General features: G+C 66.5%; 13 protein-coding genes. 3 read left to right on the forward strand and 10 right to left on the reverse strand.

From position 1 onward, the window contains the following. Nucleotides 1-31: 31 nt before the first annotated feature. Complete coding sequence (locus tag ACFJI2_RS11730; protein ID WP_377705157.1) at nucleotides 32-1,090, reverse strand: LacI family DNA-binding transcriptional regulator; 1,059 nt, start codon at nucleotides 1,088-1,090, stop codon at nucleotides 32-34. A 110-nt stretch (nucleotides 1,091-1,200) separates the two neighbouring features. Between ACFJI2_RS11730 and ACFJI2_RS11735 the strand changes: the two genes are divergently transcribed. Beyond that, nucleotides 1,201-2,313, forward strand: coding sequence for an endo-1,4-beta-xylanase (locus tag ACFJI2_RS11735; RefSeq protein ID WP_377705158.1), 1,113 nt, complete (start codon nucleotides 1,201-1,203; stop codon nucleotides 2,311-2,313). Between the two features lie 150 nt (nucleotides 2,314-2,463). Here ACFJI2_RS11735 and ACFJI2_RS11740 read toward each other — a convergent pair whose 3' ends face one another. Beyond that, the gene (locus ACFJI2_RS11740; RefSeq protein WP_377705159.1) at nucleotides 2,464-4,056 is read right to left on the reverse strand and encodes a glycoside hydrolase 43 family protein; all 1,593 of its coding nucleotides are present in this window, start codon (nucleotides 4,054-4,056) and stop codon (nucleotides 2,464-2,466) included. Between the two features lie 115 nt (nucleotides 4,057-4,171). Here ACFJI2_RS11740 and ACFJI2_RS11745 point away from each other — a divergent pair, with 115 nt between their 5' ends. Then, nucleotides 4,172-5,827, forward strand: a complete 1,656-nt coding sequence (locus ACFJI2_RS11745; protein ID WP_377705160.1) for a glycoside hydrolase family 43 protein — start codon at nucleotides 4,172-4,174, stop codon at nucleotides 5,825-5,827. Between the two features lie 67 nt (nucleotides 5,828-5,894). On the opposite strand, the gene ACFJI2_RS11750 is transcribed toward ACFJI2_RS11745, so the two are convergent. Together ACFJI2_RS11750 and ACFJI2_RS11755 are read right to left on the reverse strand one after the other, a co-directional pair. Next, a complete protein-coding gene (locus tag ACFJI2_RS11750) occupies nucleotides 5,895-7,880 on the reverse strand; it encodes a TonB-dependent receptor (RefSeq protein ID WP_377705161.1) in 1,986 nt (661 codons plus the stop codon). A 78-nt stretch (nucleotides 7,881-7,958) separates the two neighbouring features. Then, nucleotides 7,959-8,294, reverse strand: a complete 336-nt coding sequence (locus ACFJI2_RS11755; RefSeq protein WP_377705162.1) for a hypothetical protein — start codon at nucleotides 8,292-8,294, stop codon at nucleotides 7,959-7,961. A 130-nt stretch (nucleotides 8,295-8,424) separates the two neighbouring features. Here ACFJI2_RS11755 and ACFJI2_RS11760 point away from each other — a divergent pair, with 130 nt between their 5' ends. Next, a complete protein-coding gene (locus ACFJI2_RS11760; protein ID WP_377705163.1) occupies nucleotides 8,425-8,607 on the forward strand; it encodes a DUF3606 domain-containing protein in 183 nt (60 codons plus the stop codon). Between the two features lie 12 nt (nucleotides 8,608-8,619). On the opposite strand, the gene ACFJI2_RS11765 is transcribed toward ACFJI2_RS11760, so the two are convergent. From ACFJI2_RS11765 to ACFJI2_RS11790, 6 genes are all read right to left on the reverse strand, one after another. Then, nucleotides 8,620-9,327: a TylF/MycF/NovP-related O-methyltransferase gene (locus ACFJI2_RS11765; protein ID WP_377705164.1), complete on the reverse strand. Its 708-nt coding sequence runs from the start codon at nucleotides 9,325-9,327 to the stop codon at nucleotides 8,620-8,622. A 107-nt stretch (nucleotides 9,328-9,434) separates the two neighbouring features. Beyond that, complete coding sequence (locus ACFJI2_RS11770; RefSeq protein ID WP_377705165.1) at nucleotides 9,435-11,228, reverse strand: DUF885 domain-containing protein; 1,794 nt, start codon at nucleotides 11,226-11,228, stop codon at nucleotides 9,435-9,437. Between the two features lie 129 nt (nucleotides 11,229-11,357). Beyond that, a complete protein-coding gene (locus tag ACFJI2_RS11775) occupies nucleotides 11,358-14,228 on the reverse strand; it encodes a TonB-dependent receptor (RefSeq protein ID WP_377705166.1) in 2,871 nt (956 codons plus the stop codon). 89 nt (nucleotides 14,229-14,317) lie between these two features. Continuing rightward, nucleotides 14,318-15,256 (reverse strand): carbohydrate kinase, encoded by a 939-nt coding sequence (locus tag ACFJI2_RS11780; protein ID WP_377705167.1) that lies wholly within the window; start codon nucleotides 15,254-15,256, stop codon nucleotides 14,318-14,320. Next, nucleotides 15,253-16,425, reverse strand: a complete 1,173-nt coding sequence (locus ACFJI2_RS11785; protein ID WP_377705168.1) for an ABC transporter ATP-binding protein — start codon at nucleotides 16,423-16,425, stop codon at nucleotides 15,253-15,255. Before ACFJI2_RS11785 ends, ACFJI2_RS11780 begins: the two co-directional genes overlap by 4 nt. Nucleotide 16,426: 1 nt before the next feature. Further along, entirely contained in the window at nucleotides 16,427-18,757 is a 2,331-nt protein-coding gene (locus ACFJI2_RS11790) for a GH32 C-terminal domain-containing protein (protein WP_377705169.1), read from the reverse strand. Nucleotides 18,758-18,768 lie beyond the last annotated feature (11 nt).

Here is an 18,768-nt window from a genome sequence, read left to right on the forward strand (position 1 = left end):
CCTTTGCAAGGCAGCTTGTCAAGAAGGCTGACTAAAACGCTCGCGCTGGCGGGCGGATGCGCGGTGGCGCGTCGGACTGGCGGCGCACCAGCGTGAACGCAATGGAGAGCTGCTCCGCGGGGCTGGGCTGCTGGCTGCGCTGCGCCTGCACCTGGCGCACCAGGCAGCGCACCGCGGCTTCCGCCATGGCGGACGTGGGCTGGCGCACCGTGGTCAGCGCTGGCCAGATCGTCATGGCCAGCGCGGTATCGTCGAAACCGGTCACGGTCAGGTCGCCGGGCACGTCCAGGCGCAGGCGGTGCGCCACCGCCACGACTGCGGCCGCCATGTCGTCGTTGCTGGCGAAGATGGCCGTGGGCCGCTCGCTCAGCGCCAGCAGATGTTCGGCCGCGTCCAGCCCGGAGCGGTAGTTGAACAGGCCGGGCACCACCAGTTCCGGCGCTGCTTCCCCGCCGAAGTCGCGCAAGGCGTCCTGATAGCCCTGCAGCCGCAGGCCGCTGCAAGTCTGGGCCGGGTGGCCCATGACAAAGCCGATGCGGTGGTGCCCCAGTTCGATCAGGTGGCGCGTCATCTCGTAGGCGGCGGCATGCTCGTCGATGCCGATGGAACTGGCGCGGCTGTCCGGCTGGCCGCTTGCCACCAGCACCAAAGGTACGCCGGATTCGGCCAGCAGGTTGACGATGTCGGCGCGGTCGCTCAGTGGCGGCGGCAGGATCACGCCATCCAGGTTGTTGTCGATCAGGCGCTGCGCCTGCGCCAGCGTGCGGTCGCCCTGTTCGCACGCCTCCACGAACAGCTGCACATTATTCAGGCTGGCCTGGTTGAGCAAGCCAAGCAGGAACTCCGCGAGGTAGGCGCCGCTCGGCTTGCTGTACAGGAAACCGACGCGCACGGGCTTCAGGCCAGCAATGGTGCGGGCCTCGGGGTTGGGCGCGTAGTTCAGCGCTGCCACCGCATCGGCCACCTTTTTGCGCGTGCTGCCCCGCACGACGGCTTTGCCGTTCATCACGCGCGACACCGTCATCGGCGACACGCCGGCCAGCTTGGCCACGTCGATCATATTGGGAGTGCGCTTGGGTTCGGACTGCATTCAGACTGATTCCTGCAAAAATGGTTGATACAACATAATAAGCCCAAATAAAATGGATTGCGCTAACATTACGTACCTCAAACGACTAAAAACCAACAACGGAGACACGCATGACCACACGCCGTACCACCTTACACCTGTTGGGAGCCGCCGCCGGCGCCCTGCTGCTGCCCCCATCGGTGCTGGCCGCCGCGCCGGAAGCCCTGAAAGACATCGCCGCGAAAAAAGGCATGCGCTTCGGGAATGCGCTCGGCAAAGTAGGCGGTCCCGCGTACCGCCAGCTGATGGCGCGCGAATGCAACATGATCGTAGCCGAGAATGAGACCAAGTGGCCAGCTTTGCAGCCGCGTCCCGGCCCGCACCGCTTCGAAGTGCCGGACGAGATGTTCGCCTGGGCGAAAAAACAAGGCATGGCGATACGCGGCCACACGCTGGTCTGGCAATCGCCGAAATGGCTGCCGGACTGGGTGAACGCCTACGATTTCGGCGCGCAGCCCAAACAAGCGGCCGAACGCCTGCTGGACGAGCATATCAAGGCCGTGTGCGGGCACTTCGGCAAGGACATCGTCAGCTACGACGTGGTGAACGAGGCCGTCGATCCGGCCACGGGGGCGCTGATCGAGAACGTGTTCAGCCAGCGCCTGGGCGCGCTGGACGAAATCGACCTGGCCTTCCGGCTGGCGCACCAACATGCGCCGCATGCGCAGCTGGTCTACAACGATTACATGAATCCCGGCGCGGGCAGCGCCAAGCACCGCGCGGGCGTGCTCAAGCTGTTGGCCGATCTGCGCGCGCGCGGCACGCCGATTCATGCGCTGGGCCTGCAGAGCCACATCGGCGACTCGCTGCCGCCTGCGGACACCGCCGCCAGCAGCGAGTGGCGCAAGTTCCTCGACGAAGTGACCGGCATGGGCTACGACCTGCTAATCACGGAGTTCGACGTCAACGACCGCAAGCTGCCGATCGACTTCGCCAAGCGCGATGCCGGCGTGGCGGCACTGGCGCGCGACTACCTGGACCTGACCCTGAGCTATCCGCGCTGCCGCGACTTCCTGCTGTGGGGCATGGCAGACCATGTGAACTGGCTGCAGACCTGGAGGGAAGCAGCGCGCCCGGACGGCAAGGCCCAGCGCCCCGCCCCGTTCGACAGCGATCTGCGCGCCAAGCCGCTGCGCGACGCCATCGCCCAGTCCCTGCGCGCCATGCCACAGCGCGCCGCCTGAGAAGGCAGCCCAAGCCATCCGCCGCCTGCCGACTGCCGGCGTCCGCCTGCCGCCTGCCGCCTGCCGCCCGCCGCTTGCTGACTGCCGCTTGCCGCTTGCGTGCTCCGCCGCTCGCCCGGCTGCCTGCGCGCCCGCGCTGCCCGGCGCAGGTTAGGGCATCGTGGCGGGCGGCGCGTCGGCGCGGGTAAACTCGAAGCTGTCCACGTCGAGGTAGCCCGCGCCGGGCTGCGGGTTGTAGCAGAACAGCGCATACTGCTGCCCCTGGAAAGTGCCAGTGCGCCAGTCGTAGCCTAGCTTGAAGCTGCCGCCCAGCCCGTGCCACGCCTTGCCGTCCACGCTGTACGCCACTTCCGCCATATTCGTCCTGAAGTCCATATCGGTGCGCAGCCACAGTTTGCCGGCCGATGCCGATGCCAACGCCGACAACGGCAATGGCAGTGAAGGCACCCGCACCTCCGCCTGCCGGCCGGTCAGCGTGTCCTCAATGACCTGCATGCGCAGCGCCAGCTTGCCGTCCGCGCCGCCGACCACGGCGATATGCCCGTTGTACTTACCCAGCGTGCCGAAGCCGCACACATCGCCTTCCTTCACATGGCTCACGTCCAGCGCCACCACGCCGCGGCTCCACGGTCCCTGCCCTTTCTGCGTCAACGTATTGCGCGCGGTCCAGAACTCGTCGGCCTCGGTGGGCTTCAACCGCAGGAAGCCAGGCCGCTCGCTCAGCGACCAGCGGCTGTCCACCGGATTGTGATTCCACTGCCACTGCAGTCCCAGCACCGGCGCGCCGAAATCGTCCGACGCCGCCAGCGCCTTGCCCTGCGCCGGCTTACCCTGCACGGGCTTGACCGCCGACGCCGGCACGCGCCCCGGCGCCTCCTTCGTGCCCCACACCGGCCAGTCGTCCTCCCAGAAGATCGGACTGATATTCGTCATACGCCCTATTGGCCCTGCGTCCACCATCACGAAGCCGTACCAGTTCCCATCCGGCAGATCGACAATCGCACCCTGGTGCCCGCCGCTGCGGTCGTCAATCTGCGGGCGCGACTCCCACGGCCCATACAGGCTCTTTGCGCGCGACACGATCAGCGCCAGCTTGCCCGGCAGCGCGTTGAACAGGTAGTAGTACTCGCCGCGCTTGACCAGCTTGGAGCCCTCCGCACCCTTGTAATAGTGAATCTTGCGCGCGTCCACCACCCGGGAATAATCGCCGCTGAGGGCCAGCAGGTTCACCGTGCCGTCCCAGCCGCCGGAGGTGGCGATATAAGCCTTGCCGTCCGGCTCGAAGAACAGGGCCGGGTCGAAAGCGGCGCGGTCCAGCGTGTGATACGCCCACGGTCCCTTGATGTCCTTGCTGTAGTAAATGCGCGTGTTCTGGTTCACCGGCGTCACCGCCACGTAGAACATGCCCGCATGATGGCGCAGGCTGGCGGCGAACATGCCGTGGCGGTAGGCGCCGCCCTGCTTCAGGTCGAAACGCTCGTCGCCATCCAGGCGCGGCACCAGGTGCGATACGAAGCTCCAGTTCACCAGGTCCCTGGACTGCAGCAGCGTAAGGCCCGGGCTGTTGGCAAAGGTGGTGGTGACAAAATAAAAGTCCTCGCCAACGCGAATGATGTCCGGATCGGGATAGTCGGCATACAGCGGCGGATTGGTGTAACTGCCGTTGCCATTGTCGGCAGCGGCGGCGCCCAGGCACAGCGCGGCCATCCATGCGGCAGCGGCGCTGAGGCGAAGTCGATTCATTGTGTCTCCTGTTGACGTATTGTTGTGGTTGCGGCAGGATGCGAATGTTAGCGCTATTCATTATGCAGCACCACATGGTAGATATCAACAACGAGACAACAACGAGACGACAACAATGAGACTGAAATACGTACAACTGCTCGCGGTGCTGTTCGCCACCGCCGCGCAGGCAGGAGACGCCCGCTTTGAACGCTTCAGCTACGAGGGCCGCGCGCAGGAACAAGCGCAGCCGGCGGCAAACGAATTCCGCAACCCCATCCTGTCCGGCTACTACCCGGACCCCTCGATCACCCGCGTGGGCGAGGACTACTACCTCATCAACTCCTCGTTCACCAACTTCCCCGGCCTGCCGATATTCCGCTCGCGCGACCTGGTGAGCTGGCAGCAGATCGGCAACGCCATCGACCGCCCCGGCCAATTCAACTTCCAGGGCCTGCGCTCGTCGCGCGGCATCTACGCGCCGGACATCTCGTACAACAACGGCACCTTCTACGTCGTCACCACCTGCGTCGATTGCGGCGGCAACGTGGTGATGACCGCGTCCAACCCCGCCGGCCCCTGGTCCGATCCCAAGCCCGTGAAATTCGGCGGCATCGACCCGTCCATCTTCTGGGATACGGACGGCAAGGCCTATATGGTGAACAATGGCGACCCGATCGAGAAGCCACGCTACGACGGCCACCGCGCCATCTGGGTGCAGGAGTTCGATCCGAAGACGCTGTCCATGGTGGGCGAGCGCACGCTGCTCGTCAACGGCGGCGTGGACATCGCCGCCAAGCCGATCTGGATCGAAGGCCCGCATCTGCTCAAGCGCGGCGTCTACTACTATCTGATCGCAGCCGAAGGCGGCACCGGCGACCAGCACTCCGAGGTCGTGTTCCGTTCCACCAGCGTGCGCGGCCCGTTCACGCCCCACGAGCATAACCCCATCCTGAGCCAGCGCTCGCTGGACGGCCAGCGCGCCAACCCGGTCACCTCGGCCGGCCACGCCAAGTTCGTGCAGACGCAGAACGGCGACTGGTGGGCCACCTTCCTGGCCACGCGCCCCTACGGCCCTGACCTGTACAACATCGGCCGCGAAACCTTCCTGCTGCCGGTGACGTGGAAGGACGGCTGGCCCATGGTGCTGGAAGCGGGCAAGCGCATTCCCTTCACCGCCCCCAAGCCGAACCTGCCGCCGCAGCCGCAGCCGCAGCCAGCCTTGCCCTTCTCGGGCGACATCAGCTACACCGACGAATTCACCGGCAGCGCCTTGTCGGAGCAATGGATAGGCGTGCGCACGCCCGCCGTGCCGTTCTACAAACTGGAAAAGGGCCAGCTGGTGCTGGCGCCCGGCGGGCAGCTGGGCGACCTGGCCAGCACACCGTCGTTTATCGGCCGCCGCCAGCAGCACCACAACGCCAAGGTGGTCACTACAGTGAGCTTCCGCCCCGAACACGACGGCGACCGCGCGGGCCTGCTCGCCTACCAGAGCGACGAGTCCAACCTGTTCTACGGCATCAGCCGCATCGCGGGCAAGAACGTGGTGGCCCTGTACACGCGGGCCAAATCGAAAGAAGATGTGCTGGTGGCCAGCGCCCCGCTGACGGGCGACACTGTCACGCTGACCATGCAGGCGGACGGCGGCAACATGGCCTTCAGCTACACGGTGGCGGGGAAATCGGCGACGCTGGCGGACAAGGTGGACGCCACCCTGCTCTCGACCCGCAAGGCAGGCGGTTTCGTGGGCACCATTATCGGTCCCTACACCTGGCAGGCGAAAAATAACTGAGCAAGCGGCACGGTTCCGGCATGGCCGCCCTTTCAAGCGGCCATCAAGCGGCCATGCTGCGAACCGGTCAGAACTTGGTGCGCACGCCCAGTACGATATTGCGGCCCGGCAGAGGCGCAATATCCTTCAGCACCGACGTGGACATGCGGATGTCGTCGTTCAGCAGGTTCTTCGCCAGCACGAACCACGTCACATCCTGGCTGCCCAGCTTCTGGGTGTAGGAGAAGTTGGCGTTCAGCTGGTTGTAGGATGCAGTTGGCGTGGTTTCGAATGAAGCCAGGCGATCCTGGCCGTCCGCGTGCACCAGCGACAGTCCGCCGCGCCATGCGCCTTCGCGGTAGCCCACGCTGGCGCCGAAGCGCGTGGCCGGCTGCAGCGGCAGGCTGCCGGCGTTGTCCAGCGTGCCCCGGGAGGTATCGGCGAACAGGCGGCCCGACCAGCCGGCGCCCTGCGCGTTGTAGGTGATCTCGGCCTCCGCGCCCTTGATGGTGGCGTTGGCCTGCTCGAAGATGCGCTCGCGCAGTTCGTCGCCAGGGTTGCCTTCCTCGTCCAGCAGATTGCCGGTGATATGGCCATAGATGAAGTCGCGCACCTTGTTGCGGTAGACATTGGCCTTCCAGCGCACCAGGCCCGTGGTCTTCTGCACGCTCAGTTCAATGTTGCGCGAGGCTTCCTTCTTGAAGTCCGGGTTGCCGACATCGAACGTGACGGTGGCGTCGTGCGGCCCCCCGGAGTATAGCTCTTCGGTGGCGGGCGCGCGCTGGGCGTACGAGAAGGTGGCGCCGGCGCCGTAGCCGGGCGCGAAGGCCCACAGCGTGCCCAGCGATCCGGAGCTCAGGTTGAAGGAGCGGTCCAGGCCCGTGACCGGCTTGCGCTTCACCGATTCCAGGCGCGCGCCGCCGCTGAGCAGGAAGTCGCCCACCTTGGCCTCTTCCACCAGGAAGGCAGCGCGGGACGTCGAGTGCGTGACCGGCACGGTGTCGGCCGCGCCTTCGGGGCTGAGCGCAGAGAAGTGGGTGTTCTCGGTCTGCACGCCGAAGGTGCCGCGCATGCCGGCGATGGGGGTGTGCGACAGTTCGGCGCGCGTTTCCAGCGAACGGTTGTTGAAGATAACGACGGGCGCATTCTCGTCGTCCAGCTCCGCGTGTTCATACGAGGTGTAGCCGGCCTTGAACTTGAAGCTCTCGAAGCCGTCGAACGGCTTGCGCACCAGGCTGTCGATGTCGTAGCGGGTTTGCTTCTGGTCGATCTTCGAGCCTTCGTCGCTCGGGATGCCGTACAGGTTGTCCAGGTGCGATACGGAGGCGCCCACGAAGCCCCAGTCGGCGATATACGAGCCGCCCAGGCCGACGTTGCGTTCGCGCGTCGCGGAGTGCGGCAGGCGGCCGGAAGCCGAATCCGGATCGTTGACCACGCGGTTCTCGGGAATCTTGTAGTCGTCCGCGTTGCGCAGGTTGCCGTCCACATGCAGGGCGAACTGGCCCACCGCGCCGTCGGCCGTGCCGGACAGGTTCTTGCCGCTGTCCACGGTGCTGTAGCGCGCCTCGATCTGGCCGGTGGGCTTTTTCTCCAGCGCGGTCGGAATGCGTTCGTTGACCACGTTGACCAAGCCGCCGATGGCGCCGGAACCGTACAGCAGCGCCGCCGGGCCGCGCAGGATCTCCACCTGGCGCGCCACCGCGCCCTCGGCCGCCACCGCGTGGTCGTTCGACAGGCCGGACACGTCCGACACCGCCATGCCGTTTTCCAGCATCTTGACGCGGGCGCCTTCCAGGCCGCGGATGATGGGGCGCGAGGCGCCGGCGCCGAAGGCCGAAGCCGACACGCCCAGTTCCTGCGACAAGGTGTCGCCCAGCGAACTGCCCATCTTGTCGCGCAGCTCGTCGCCGGCCAGCACTTTGGCGGGGGTCAGGATTTGGTCGCCCTCGGCGGTTTTGAACGGGCTGGCGGTGACCAGCACTTGGGGAACAACCGCGTCGCTGGACTGCGCAAAAGCGGCGGACGAAATGACGGACAGGACCGCCGTAGCGATCAGGGTACGGGTAAACATCATAGGAACCTCAAAACAAAAAAGACGTAAAGCGGACGCGCGCCTTCCCGGCGCGCATGCCTGGCTGGATCGGTTTTTTTGTCAGAGGACGGGGGGAGCCCTGGATTGGAATACTACCGTGGCGACGCGCTCGCGCGTTTGCACGAACAACTGTGCAGCCAGCACAGCCCGGCTGTCTGGCGCTTCAAAGCGCAGCGGCGGGCTGGAAACGGCGAAAGCCAGTTCCGCCGCGCTCACGCACTGCAGGCAGATGTGATCGACCAGCGTGGTTTCCGGCATGGCGCCGGCCTGCGCGCGCACCTCGCCGCTGAGCGCCTTTTGCATCGGCACCCAGTGCGTATAGCCGTGCGACAGCGCGACCTGTTGCGACATCAGCAACAGGTAGGCGATCAGCAGGGGCAGCACGCGACGTAGCACGGTGGGAATCTTATGGAGATGAAAACGACGTATTCTAACCGCGATTATCCATTTTTGCGAAATGTGCGTTATCGCACAGAAGCCAGCATCCGGTCCCGCTATAGTGATGCCCCTGAAATATGGAGCACACATGGCGGAAAATTTAGTAGATCTGTTTCAGCGGGACCGTTCGCGCATTCACGTGGATAAGGAATGGGAAGTGGCATACTGGGCCAAGAAGCTCGGCATTCCGAAGGAAACCCTGGTCGACATCATCCACGAGGTGGGGCCGGTAGTGGAAGCGGTGGTACGCCAGATCAAGCAACGGCAGTAGCGCCGTGCGCGCCTAGGGCTCGCCCCACACTGCCCAGGAGCTGAATGGCTGGCTCGGCATACGCTGCAGGCGAAGGTTGTTCAGTCCGATCACCTCGGCCAGTGCCGCCGTTTCACCCGGAAAGTGCTTGCAGTTGAGCTCATCGAACACCAGCAGCGTGCCTTTGGTGAAGCGGGGTATCAACTGCGCCAGAACGTCGCGCGTGGGTTTGTACAGGTCCATGTCGAAGATCGCCATCGACACGATGGCGTGCGCGTTGTCGCTCAGCCAGCGCCCCACCGTTACGCTCGCGTCGCCTTTGATCAGCTCGAACTTCCTGATATGCGACATGGGTGCGGCCGCTTCGTGCAGGCTGAGGATGGCCTCCAGCGTTTCTTCATACTTGTCGGTGGATGCGTAGTCGCCCAGCCTGGAGTAGCCGCCGTCCTCCTCGCTCACCGAAGTGAAGCCCTCGAAGGTGTCGAAGCCGTAAATGACGCGGCTGTGGTTGAAAGGTTCATGGATGCTGCGCAGGTTGATCAGTTCGGCCAGCGTGGCGCCCCATTGCACGCCGAACTCGCAGATGACCCCGGGCACGGTGATGATCTTCCTGTACAGCTCTGCATAGTACAACGTACGCGCCAGGGCCTCCACCTTCATCCCCACCATGCTGTGCCGGTGCCAATTGGGGCCGAATTGCGGCAACAAGGCCAGCTGGTACGCCAGCAGCCTGTCATTCACCGACTGGGCATCGTCAGTCCTCGCTGTAAACTCCACGCCACGCTTTTCCATGTTGAACCTTTCATCGTTTAGTGAAACGCCGAAAAAAACAACCTTGCCTGAACCGCTCAGCCGCCCTTCTGTGCCGCCAGCCAGCGGTCCACTGCCGCTTCCAGCACGCTGAGCGGCACGGAGCCGTGCGACAGTACTTCGTCGTGGAAGGCGCGCAGGTCGAACTTCGCGCCCAGCTGCTTCTCGGCGCGCGCGCGCAGTTCGCGCAGTTTCAATTCGCCGATCTTGTAGCTCAATGCCTGGCCCGGCGCGGCGATGTAGCGTTCCACTTCCTGCACCGCCACCACTTCGTTCTGCGGCACGTTGTCGATGAAGTAGGCAATGGCCTGCTCGCGCGTCCAGCCCTTGGCATGGATGCCGGTATCGACCACCAGGCGCACCGCGCGCCAGATCTCGGCCGACAGGCGGCCGCACCATTGCCATGGATCGTCGTACAAGCCCATCTCCTGGCCCAGCATCTCGCTGTACAGGCCCCAGCCTTCGCTGAACGCGCCGGTGCCTTCGTTGCGGCGGAAGGCCGGGAAGCCGGCCTGCTCCTTGGCCAGGCTGATCTCGAAATGGTGGCCCGGAATGGCTTCATGCAGGAAGAAGGCCACCGTGGTGAAGCGTGTGCGGGTCTCGGGCTTGTAGGCGTTGTAGTAGAAGACGCCGGGACGCGAACCGTCCGGCAGCCCCGGATAGTACTGCGCCGGCGCGGCGCTTACTTCGCGGAACGATTCCACCGGGCGCACTTCGAACGGCGTCTTCGGGATCTTGCCGAAGAACTGCGGCGTCTTCGCTTCCACGCGCGGGCGCAGGCTTTCATACGCGGCCTGGATCTGCTCGCGGGTGCTGAAGCGCTGTTCCGGCGCCGTATTCAGATGCACGAAGAACTCCTTCAGCGTGCCCTTGAAGCCGACGCGCTCCTTTGCCTGCTCGAACAGCGCGCGGATACGGGCCACTTCATTCAGGCCGATGGTGTGGATCTCGTCCGCCGTCAGCGAAGTGGTGGTCGAGCTGCGCACCTTGGCGTCGTACCACGCTTTCCCTTCCGGCAGCGCGCCCAGGCCCACCGTTTCGCGGCTGGCCGGCAGGTAGCTGTCGCGCATGAACGCCAGCAGGCGCTGGTAGGCCGGCGCAATCTGCTCGCTCACCAGCTTCGAATAGGCGGCGGTGAGGCGGGTTTTGTCGGCCTCGCTGAAGTCCTGCGGGAACTGGCGCACCGGCGCCATGTAGACACTCTTGGACAGGTCGGACGTGCCCAGGTTCTCCAGCTGCGGCAGGATCTGCTTGGTGACGATCTTGGGCTGCACCACGCCGCGCGCCATGCCGGCGCGCATGTCCGCGATCATCGCGTCGGCCGCCGGGGCGAAACTGGCCGCGCGCGCCAGCCAGTTGTCGTAATCCTTCACGGTGGCGAAAGGCTGCGCCAGTTTGCCGGAGCCCAGCTGCGCGAACAGCAGGTGCAGGCTGAAGGTCTGGTTGATGGGAATCAGCTGGGAAGGGAAGCGCATGTCGTCCAGCGACTGCTGCAGCTTGTAGCGCAGCAGATCGTAGCTGATACGGTCTTCGGCGCCCAGCCTGGCGGGATCGAATTCGGCCGTGCGGGCCAGGTATTTGTCGGCCAGGCGCTTGCGCTCGGCCAGCGCTTCTTTCGACGTGACGGGGCCGAAGCGGTCGTTGAAGCGGTTGTCGCCGTTGAAGGTGGCGGAAATCGGATTCGCCTTTGAATACTCTTCCCAGTACTCCGCGTAGATCTGGTTCATTTTTTCCGGCGTGGCGGGAACAGCCGCCTTGGCTGCATGGCTGGCGCCCGGCGCAAAGGCCAGCAGGCCGACACTGAACAGGAGACTGGAAAGCGTGGTTTTCATAGGAAGACGTTTAAAAGTTACTGAGCCGTCTATATTTGCACAAATTCGCACGAAATTGGTGCGTTGAAAACGAAAAAAGGCGCCGCCGGACTGCTTCGCAGTCCGCGCGGCGCCCGCAGCGTGCCCTGCTTAGAACATATACGTCATGCTGAAGCGGATGGTGCGGCCAAAGAGCGGCCTGGCCACGCCGCGGTTACGCGTGCCGTCCGGCGACAGCAGATCGTTGAACAAGGGGTCGCCCTCGGTGAACGACAGCTGGTTGGTCAGGTTGGCCACGTGCAGGTGCGCGCGCCACCGCTCGCTGACCTGGTACTGCGCGCCGGCGTTGACGATGTGGTAGGCCGGGTACAGGGTGACGTTGGTATCGGTCGCCTCCGAGTAGCGCGAACCGTAGTACTGGTACTGCGCATAGACGCTGACCGGCACGTCCGTCAGCGGCTTCAGGTCGAACGACGGCATCAGGTTGACCATCACTTTCGGCAGGCGGCGCGGACGGCGGCCGTCCTCGCTGATCTGCACGTAGTGGTAGCCGCTGATCACGCCCTGCGCATCCTTGTCCTCCTGTGTGACGGTGTAGTTGGCGCCGGTGACCTTGGGGTTCTGCAGCACCACGTTGCCCTTCAACTCCAGGCCGTCGATGGTGGCCGGGCGCCAGCTCAGCTCCACCTCGGCGCCGATGTTGCGCACCCCGCGCTTGTACAGCTGCGCCACTTCGGGGCAGGAATTGATCTGCGTGACGCCGCCTTGCGTGGCGCAAGTGCCGGACGTGATGTCGCGGTAGATGTTGACCGAACTGCGTGGCGAGAAGTTGTTGTAGAAGGCCGCCACCGAGGCGCCGAAGCCGCGCGTCAGGTAGCGCAGGCCCATCTCGTACTGGCGTATGCGCTCAACCGCGCTGATCTCGACGGTCTGGCCATTGACCACGGTGGCGCCTGCGGTACTGAGGTCGTTCAGGTCCTGCAGGCTGGGCAGGCGGAACGAGCTGGAAGCCAGGCCATACACGGCAAACGCCTTGCTGAAGCTGTAGTTGGCGCCCAGCGACCAGCCCACCGCGCGGAAGGTCTTGCTCAGCGTATGCGGGTCGCCCGGCAAGCTGATCTCGTTGTCGGCCGCCGTGTCCTGGATGGAGCCGGGCACCACGTTCGGCGGCGTCAGGTCGGTGCTGACGTTGCGGTCGCGCCGCGTCACGCCGGCCTTGAGGTCCTGCCAGCGCACGCCCGCGTCCACCTTCAGCTTGTTGCCCATGGTCTCCCAGTGGTCCAGCAAATAGGCGGCGTTGCCGTCGCCATGGATCTGGCTGACGAAGCCGAACCAGCCCGGCAGGATGGCGCTGCCCGTCGTCAGGCTGGGGCCGACCTGCCGGCCCTGCGCGTCGACCACGGTCAGGTCCACGGGACGCGACTGTGCTGCCACGTCGGTCACCAGCAGCCCGGCCTGGAAGTTGGGCGCGTAGTTGTAGCGGCTCTTGTAGACGCCGAAGGTCAGGTCGTGCGCGCCCTGGAACTGGAAGGACTTCTGGGTCTTCAGGTCCAGCGACGTGCTGGACGCGTCGGTATCGGCAATGAACGGCACCTGGAAGTTCAGGTTGGCGCTGGACGGCACCGGGCTGCCGTCGTTCAGGTAGCGGCCCGCCACGCCCGCCGCCTTGCCGTATTTCCTGATGAAGTCCTCGCGGCTGATATTGGCGAACGCCGCGCAGGCATTGCTGGCCGGGACATTGAAGTAGCCGATCAGCTTGGCGTTGTTCAGGTTGCAGGCCAGCGCCGCGCCGTGCGCCGGCGAGATCACGTCGTTCTGGTAGCGCGCATTGAGGAAGTTGCTGGCCGTGGCCGTGTCGTTGCCGGTGAAGACCGCGTTGAAGCCGCTGCTGCCCTCGGTGTGGCGCAGCCCGGCCGAGACCTTCCAGCCGTCCGCCAGCTCGTGCGAGCCGCTCAGCGTGAACATCCTGAAGTTGGGGTGGATGCCGTCGGCCTGGTCGATGGTGCGGGTGCCGTACTCGCCTATCATGTTGAAGCGGCGGTTGTAGGGCGAGGCCGTGGTGCCGTGGGCGAAGTCGATGCCCAGCGGCTGTATCGTGTCCTGCTCGATCCGGGTCGGATTGGCCGGGGTGCCCGGATTGCTGAAGCGCGGCACCGAGATCGGCAGGTTCTGGAAGAAGGCCGTGCGGTCGTTGATGAGCAGCGCGTCGGCGCGGGCGGTGGTCTTGCGGTCGTCGCTGGTGTAGACCAGGTTGCCCCGCACCTGGCCGCCGCGGTCCGCGGTGTAGCCGGTGTCGCGCACGCCGTCGCTGCGGCGGTAGAAGCCGCCGACCGCACCGGTCAGGTTGCGGGCGAGCGGGCCGGATATGAACGCGTCCTGGCGCAGGAAGCCATAGTCCGCATACTCCACCTTGTAGCCGCCGGCCAGGCGGTCGCCGCCGGTGCGCGTGACGTGGTTGACGGTGGCGCCCAGGCCATTCGAGTACAGGATGCCGCCCGGACCGCCCTTCACCACCTCCACGCTCTCGGTCATCAGGTCGTCGCGCACGAACACGTCGTTGTTCATGAACGGCGCCTCAGGCTCTTCGTAAGCCGGCAGGCCGTCCACCAGCTGCGGCGCGTAGCGGTAGCCGCCGGTGACCGGCAGGCCGCGCACGGTGATGTTGTTGCTCGCTTCGCCGGCACTGCTGCCTTCGGAGTAAATGCCGGGGAAGTTGGCCAGCAGGTCCGCTGTGCTCATCGGGGCGAGGCGCTGGATCTCCTCGCTGCCCAGGGTGTTGATCGAGAAGGTGGCGTTCTTCTTGGTGGTGGTCCTGGTCACGCCGGTGACGATGACCACCGTCGATGGATCGACGGCGGGCGCGGCGTCGGCGGATGGCTGCGCGGCGGTGGCCGGGACCGTGGCCGGGACGGCGGCGCCGGGTGCCGCGCTGCCCTGCTGCTGCGCAAACACCAGCGCCGGCGCCAGGCAGATGGCCAGTGCCGCCGAGCGGCTGATGTAACGGGTGATCGATTGGTTCATGCTGTATCTCCTTTTATGATTATCAGGCCACCTGCGGCGGCCCGGGCGAAATTTGCGTTGTCTAACGTTGTCATCACAGCTGCAACTCATCACTCCTGCGTCGGCACCTCCTTCAGGCGCGGCATGTCGGCGCCGCGCCGCTCGCAGGTGAGCGCCGCCGCCGCGCCGGCGAATTCGAGCGCGGCCCGCAGCGCCGGCGCGTCGAGCGCAACGAGCGCGCTGCGCTTCAGCAGGCCGTGGCGGGACAGATGGGACAGCAGCGCAGCCTGGAAGGTGTCGCCGGCGCCGACCGTGTCGACCACGTCGACCCTGGGCGCGGCCAGCTCGAACGGTGCCAGTGCGGCCGTCGCCGCCAGCACGCCCTGCCCCCCGCGCGTGACCACCACCAGCGCCACGCCGGCGCGCAGCGCGATCGCGATGAACTCCTGCGGCGACAGGTCCGGATAAAGGTGGTGCAAGTCCTCGTCGCTGATCTTCAGCAGGTCCGTGCGCGGCAGCATCCAGGCCACCGCCTCCGTCCAGACCGCGCGCTCCGGCTGTATCGTCAGGCGCACGTTGGGATCGAAGGCGATCAGGCTGCGCCCCTGCTGGCGGGCGACCAGCGCGCGCGTGACGCTGGCCACCGGCTCCACGGCCATGCAGTAGGAGCCGACGTGGACGGCGGCGGCATCGGCCGGCACGCGCTCCAGGTCGGACAATGCCAGGGCGCGTTCGGCTGTTCCCGTGCCGTACAGGGTGTAGGCCGGCACTCCGGCCGCGTCCACGTCGATCGTGACCAGCGCGGTGGCCGCCGCCGGCCTTGGGGCGCAGGACAGGTCGACACCTTCGCGCTCCAGCGTGCCGGCCAGCTTGCGGCCGAACATGTCATTCGACAAGCCGCCGAAGAACATGGGGTGCGCCCCCAGGCGCGCCAGGCCGATCGCCAGGTTGAACGGCGAGCCGCCCACGCGCGCCGACAGCGCGTAGCCGTCGCCCGTATCGCCGTCGTTGAACACATCGAACAGCGCCTCTCCACATACGACTATCATGCAACCTCCGCTACGCCGGACGAAGCGCCGGCTGAATTGTTTTCATGCGGCGCCGCTTCAATGCGGCACCCGTCCGGTCCGAACACATGGACCCGGCCCGCCACGGGGCTGACGCGCCAGCGCGTCCCGGCCTCAGGCGGGTCCTCCTGCACCACCACCATCAGCGGCTTGTCCAGGGCCGGCACCGCCAGGTGCACATAGGACTCGGCGCCCAGGCGCTCGACCAGCAGCACTTCGCCTTCGATGGCGCCGTTCGGATCGGCTTGCAGATGTTCGGGCCGGATGCCGACGGTGAGCTGCGCCGGCGCACCGGCGCCCGCGCTGCCGTTGGCGTTGACGTTGCCAATGCCGCCTCCGTCGGCAGGCGCCGGCGCCCGCCAGTCCAGGCACGCCGCGCCTATCCGCAAGCGGCCCGCCGCGTCCAGCTGCCCCGGCATCAGGTTCATTTTCGGGCTGCCGATAAAGCCCGCCACGAAGACGTTGGCCGGCTTGTGGTACAAGTGCATGGGCGCGCCGATCTGCTGCACGCCTGACGGTCCCAGCACCACGATGCGGTCGGCCAGCGTCATGGCCTCCACCTGGTCGTGCGTCACGTACACCATGGTGGCGCCCAGTGACTTGTGCAGGCGGGCGATCTCCACCCGCATGTCCGCACGCAGCGCGGCGTCCAGGTTGGACAGCGGTTCGTCGAACAGGAAGGCGCGCGGCTTGCGCACGATGGCGCGGCCGATGGCGACGCGCTGCCGCTGGCCGCCCGACAGCTGCGGAGGCCTGCGTTCCAGCAGGTGCTCCATCTGCAGCATCTTCGCCACCGCCTGCACCGAAGCCTTGATCTCGGCTTTTGGCACCCGCGCCAGCTTCAGGCCGAAGGCAATGTTGTCGAACACCGTCATGTGCGCGTACAGCGCATAGCTCTGGAACACCATGGCCAGGCCGCGCTTGGCCGGCGGCGTCTCGTTGACGCGCTCGCCGGCGATGCCGATCTCGCCCGCGCTGATCTCTTCCAACCCGGCGATCATGCGCAGCAGCGTGGACTTGCCGCAGCCCGACGGGCCTACCAGAACCACAAACTCGCCATCTTCGATGGTGAAGCCCACGTCGCGCAGAATGTACTGCGCCTCCTTGCCAGGGTAGGTCTTGGCGACGCCCTGCAGTGCAATCGATGCCATCTCAATTTCCTTTACTTGCCGTGCCCGCCGTGGCCGCAGTGCCTGCCATGCCCATCGCCCAGATCCTGAGCGAGACGATACGGTCGCCGGCCTCGGCCAGCAGCGCCAGTCCGTCGGCGTCCGCGCGCTCCGTGTAAATGCGGCTGGTCAGGCTCTTGCGTTCGTTGACATAGGCCTCCACCATCGAACGGTCGAGGAAGATCCGCATGCGCAGCGGCTCGCCTTTCACGTCGAGCGCCCCGCCCTGCACGCCGTAGGCACGCTGGTCCGAAGTGCGCGTGCGGTCGATCTCCAGCCTGCCGCGCGCGGTATCGACGTACAGGTCGGTCAGCGCCGCCTGTCCCGGCGCCACCCGCAAGCGCATGCCGCGCCTGCCGGCCGTCCCGGACGGCGCGATTTCCAATTCGATCTCCAGCGCGTCGCCGTGCACGGCGGCCAGCGCTGCGGCTGCGTCGCCTGCACTGGCGTCGCGCAGGTCGAGCAGCAGCTGCCGGCGCAGACTGGCCAGTTCGCTGATCGGCGCCAGCCGCAGCTCGCCATCGGCGCCCAGCGACAGCGTGACCGGCAAGCCCGCGTTGTGCGCCCAGCCGGCATCCCATTCGTCGCGCAGCGTGCGCTCGCCCTGTGCGATGGAGAACACAATACTGCGCCCCGTCTTCGGGTCGACGAATCCGCTCGGTCCCGAGAAGTGGCCCTGGCCGACATCGAAGGTGCGCGGCGCCTCCACGTCCGGCGTGAAGCGGGCACTCTGCGCGTCGAACACGCCGGTCCAGTAGTAGGCCTGGCCGCGCACGTCGTTGAGGAATACATGGCGCTCGCGCCCGTCCGCGCCCTTCCCCACCGGCAGCAGCACCGGCAGCTCCCAGGTGGCGTCGAAGCCGGGGAAGCGCTTGGCGTCGATCGAAAACAGCGGGCCGCGCGGCGTCCAGTTGCGCAAGTCGGCCGATTCATACACCAGGGCCGTGCCGCTGCCGCCCGGCAGCGCCGAGCCCACGAGCTGGAACCAGCGCTGGCGCGCCCCGTCGCGGAACACGAAGGGATCGCGGAATTCGCCGTGGCGTCCCTGGCCTTCGGCCTGCAGCGTCACCGGCGCCGGATACTTGCTCCAGCGCGCCAGGTCCGGATCGCGCAAGTCCTGCGGCACAGCGATTCCGGTGCGCTGGTTGGGTTTGGCACTGTCGTTCCCGGCGGTGAAGAACAGCACCGGCGTACCGTCTGCCGCGTAGGCGGCGCTGCCGGACCAGATGCCGTCCGTGGCCAGCCCGTCGTCCTCCGGCGCCAGCGCAATCGGCAGCTCGCGCCAGCGCACCATGTCGGCGCTGACCCAATGCCCCCAGTGGATCTGGTGCCAGAACGGGCCGAAGGGGTTCTTCTGGAAGAACAGGTGGTACTGCCCGCCGTAGTAGAACGGCGCGTGCGGCTCATTCATCCAGCCGGCGTCCGGCATCAGGTGGTACTGCGGGCGGTGGCGGTCGCCGTCGAAGGCGGACGCGGGAACCCGCATGTCCGCCAGCGACAGCTGCGGCGCCTTGCCGCCGCGCCGGGCCAGGTCGGCCTGCATGCCGCGCGCCACGGCGGCCGCGTCCGACGGCCCGGCGGCAATGCGCACTTCATCCATCAGGCCGAGGAAGGTATTGAGCTTGAATACGCCGCCGACCTGCTCCGGCTGCGAATACCGCCCTATCGTCAGCGGCCGGCGCGGCAGGGTGAAGACGGCGTCCGCCGGCGCGGCCGCCTCGGCCACCCGTTCGCCATTGAGGAACAGCGCCACCCGGTGCCGGACGGCGTCGTAGCTGGCCGCCACGTGCGACCACGCGTCGCGCGGCAGCTTGTGGTCCTTCACGCGCACATCGGCAATCACCTCGCCGAAGCCAAGCTTGACGCCCCAGGTGCCGAAGCGCTGCATGCCGAACGAGAAGCCCTTCTGCGTGCCGGCGTCGAACTGGCTCAGGAAAGCCGAGTAGTGGCCGCCATCGCCCCACTCGAAGGCGTGCGGCGCCACCCAGGCGCTCAGCGTAAAGCCTTGCGCCAGCTGGCCTGCGCTCAAGGCAGGCGCCGCGATGTCGGTCGAGTAGCCGTCGAACAGCAGGCAGCCCTCGCGGATGCAGCTTCCCGCCGCGCGCCACTGCGGCGCCGAATCCGGCTTGTAGCGCGCCCGGTTGAATACGTAGTTGACCTGGTCGCGCCGTCCGGACACGGACTCCAGCGCTTGCGCGCCGCCCTGCTCGTCCAGGCCCCAGTGCGCCAGCAGCGGCGCGGCGGCCAGGCTGCTGCCTGCGCATGCCGCCAGCAGCGCGCCCGCAGCAATTCCGAATCGGAGTTTGTGGCTCATCTTGTCCCCTC

Source organism: Pseudoduganella sp. UC29_71 (assembly GCF_042693265.1).
GTDB lineage: Bacteria > Pseudomonadota > Gammaproteobacteria > Burkholderiales > Burkholderiaceae_D > Rugamonas.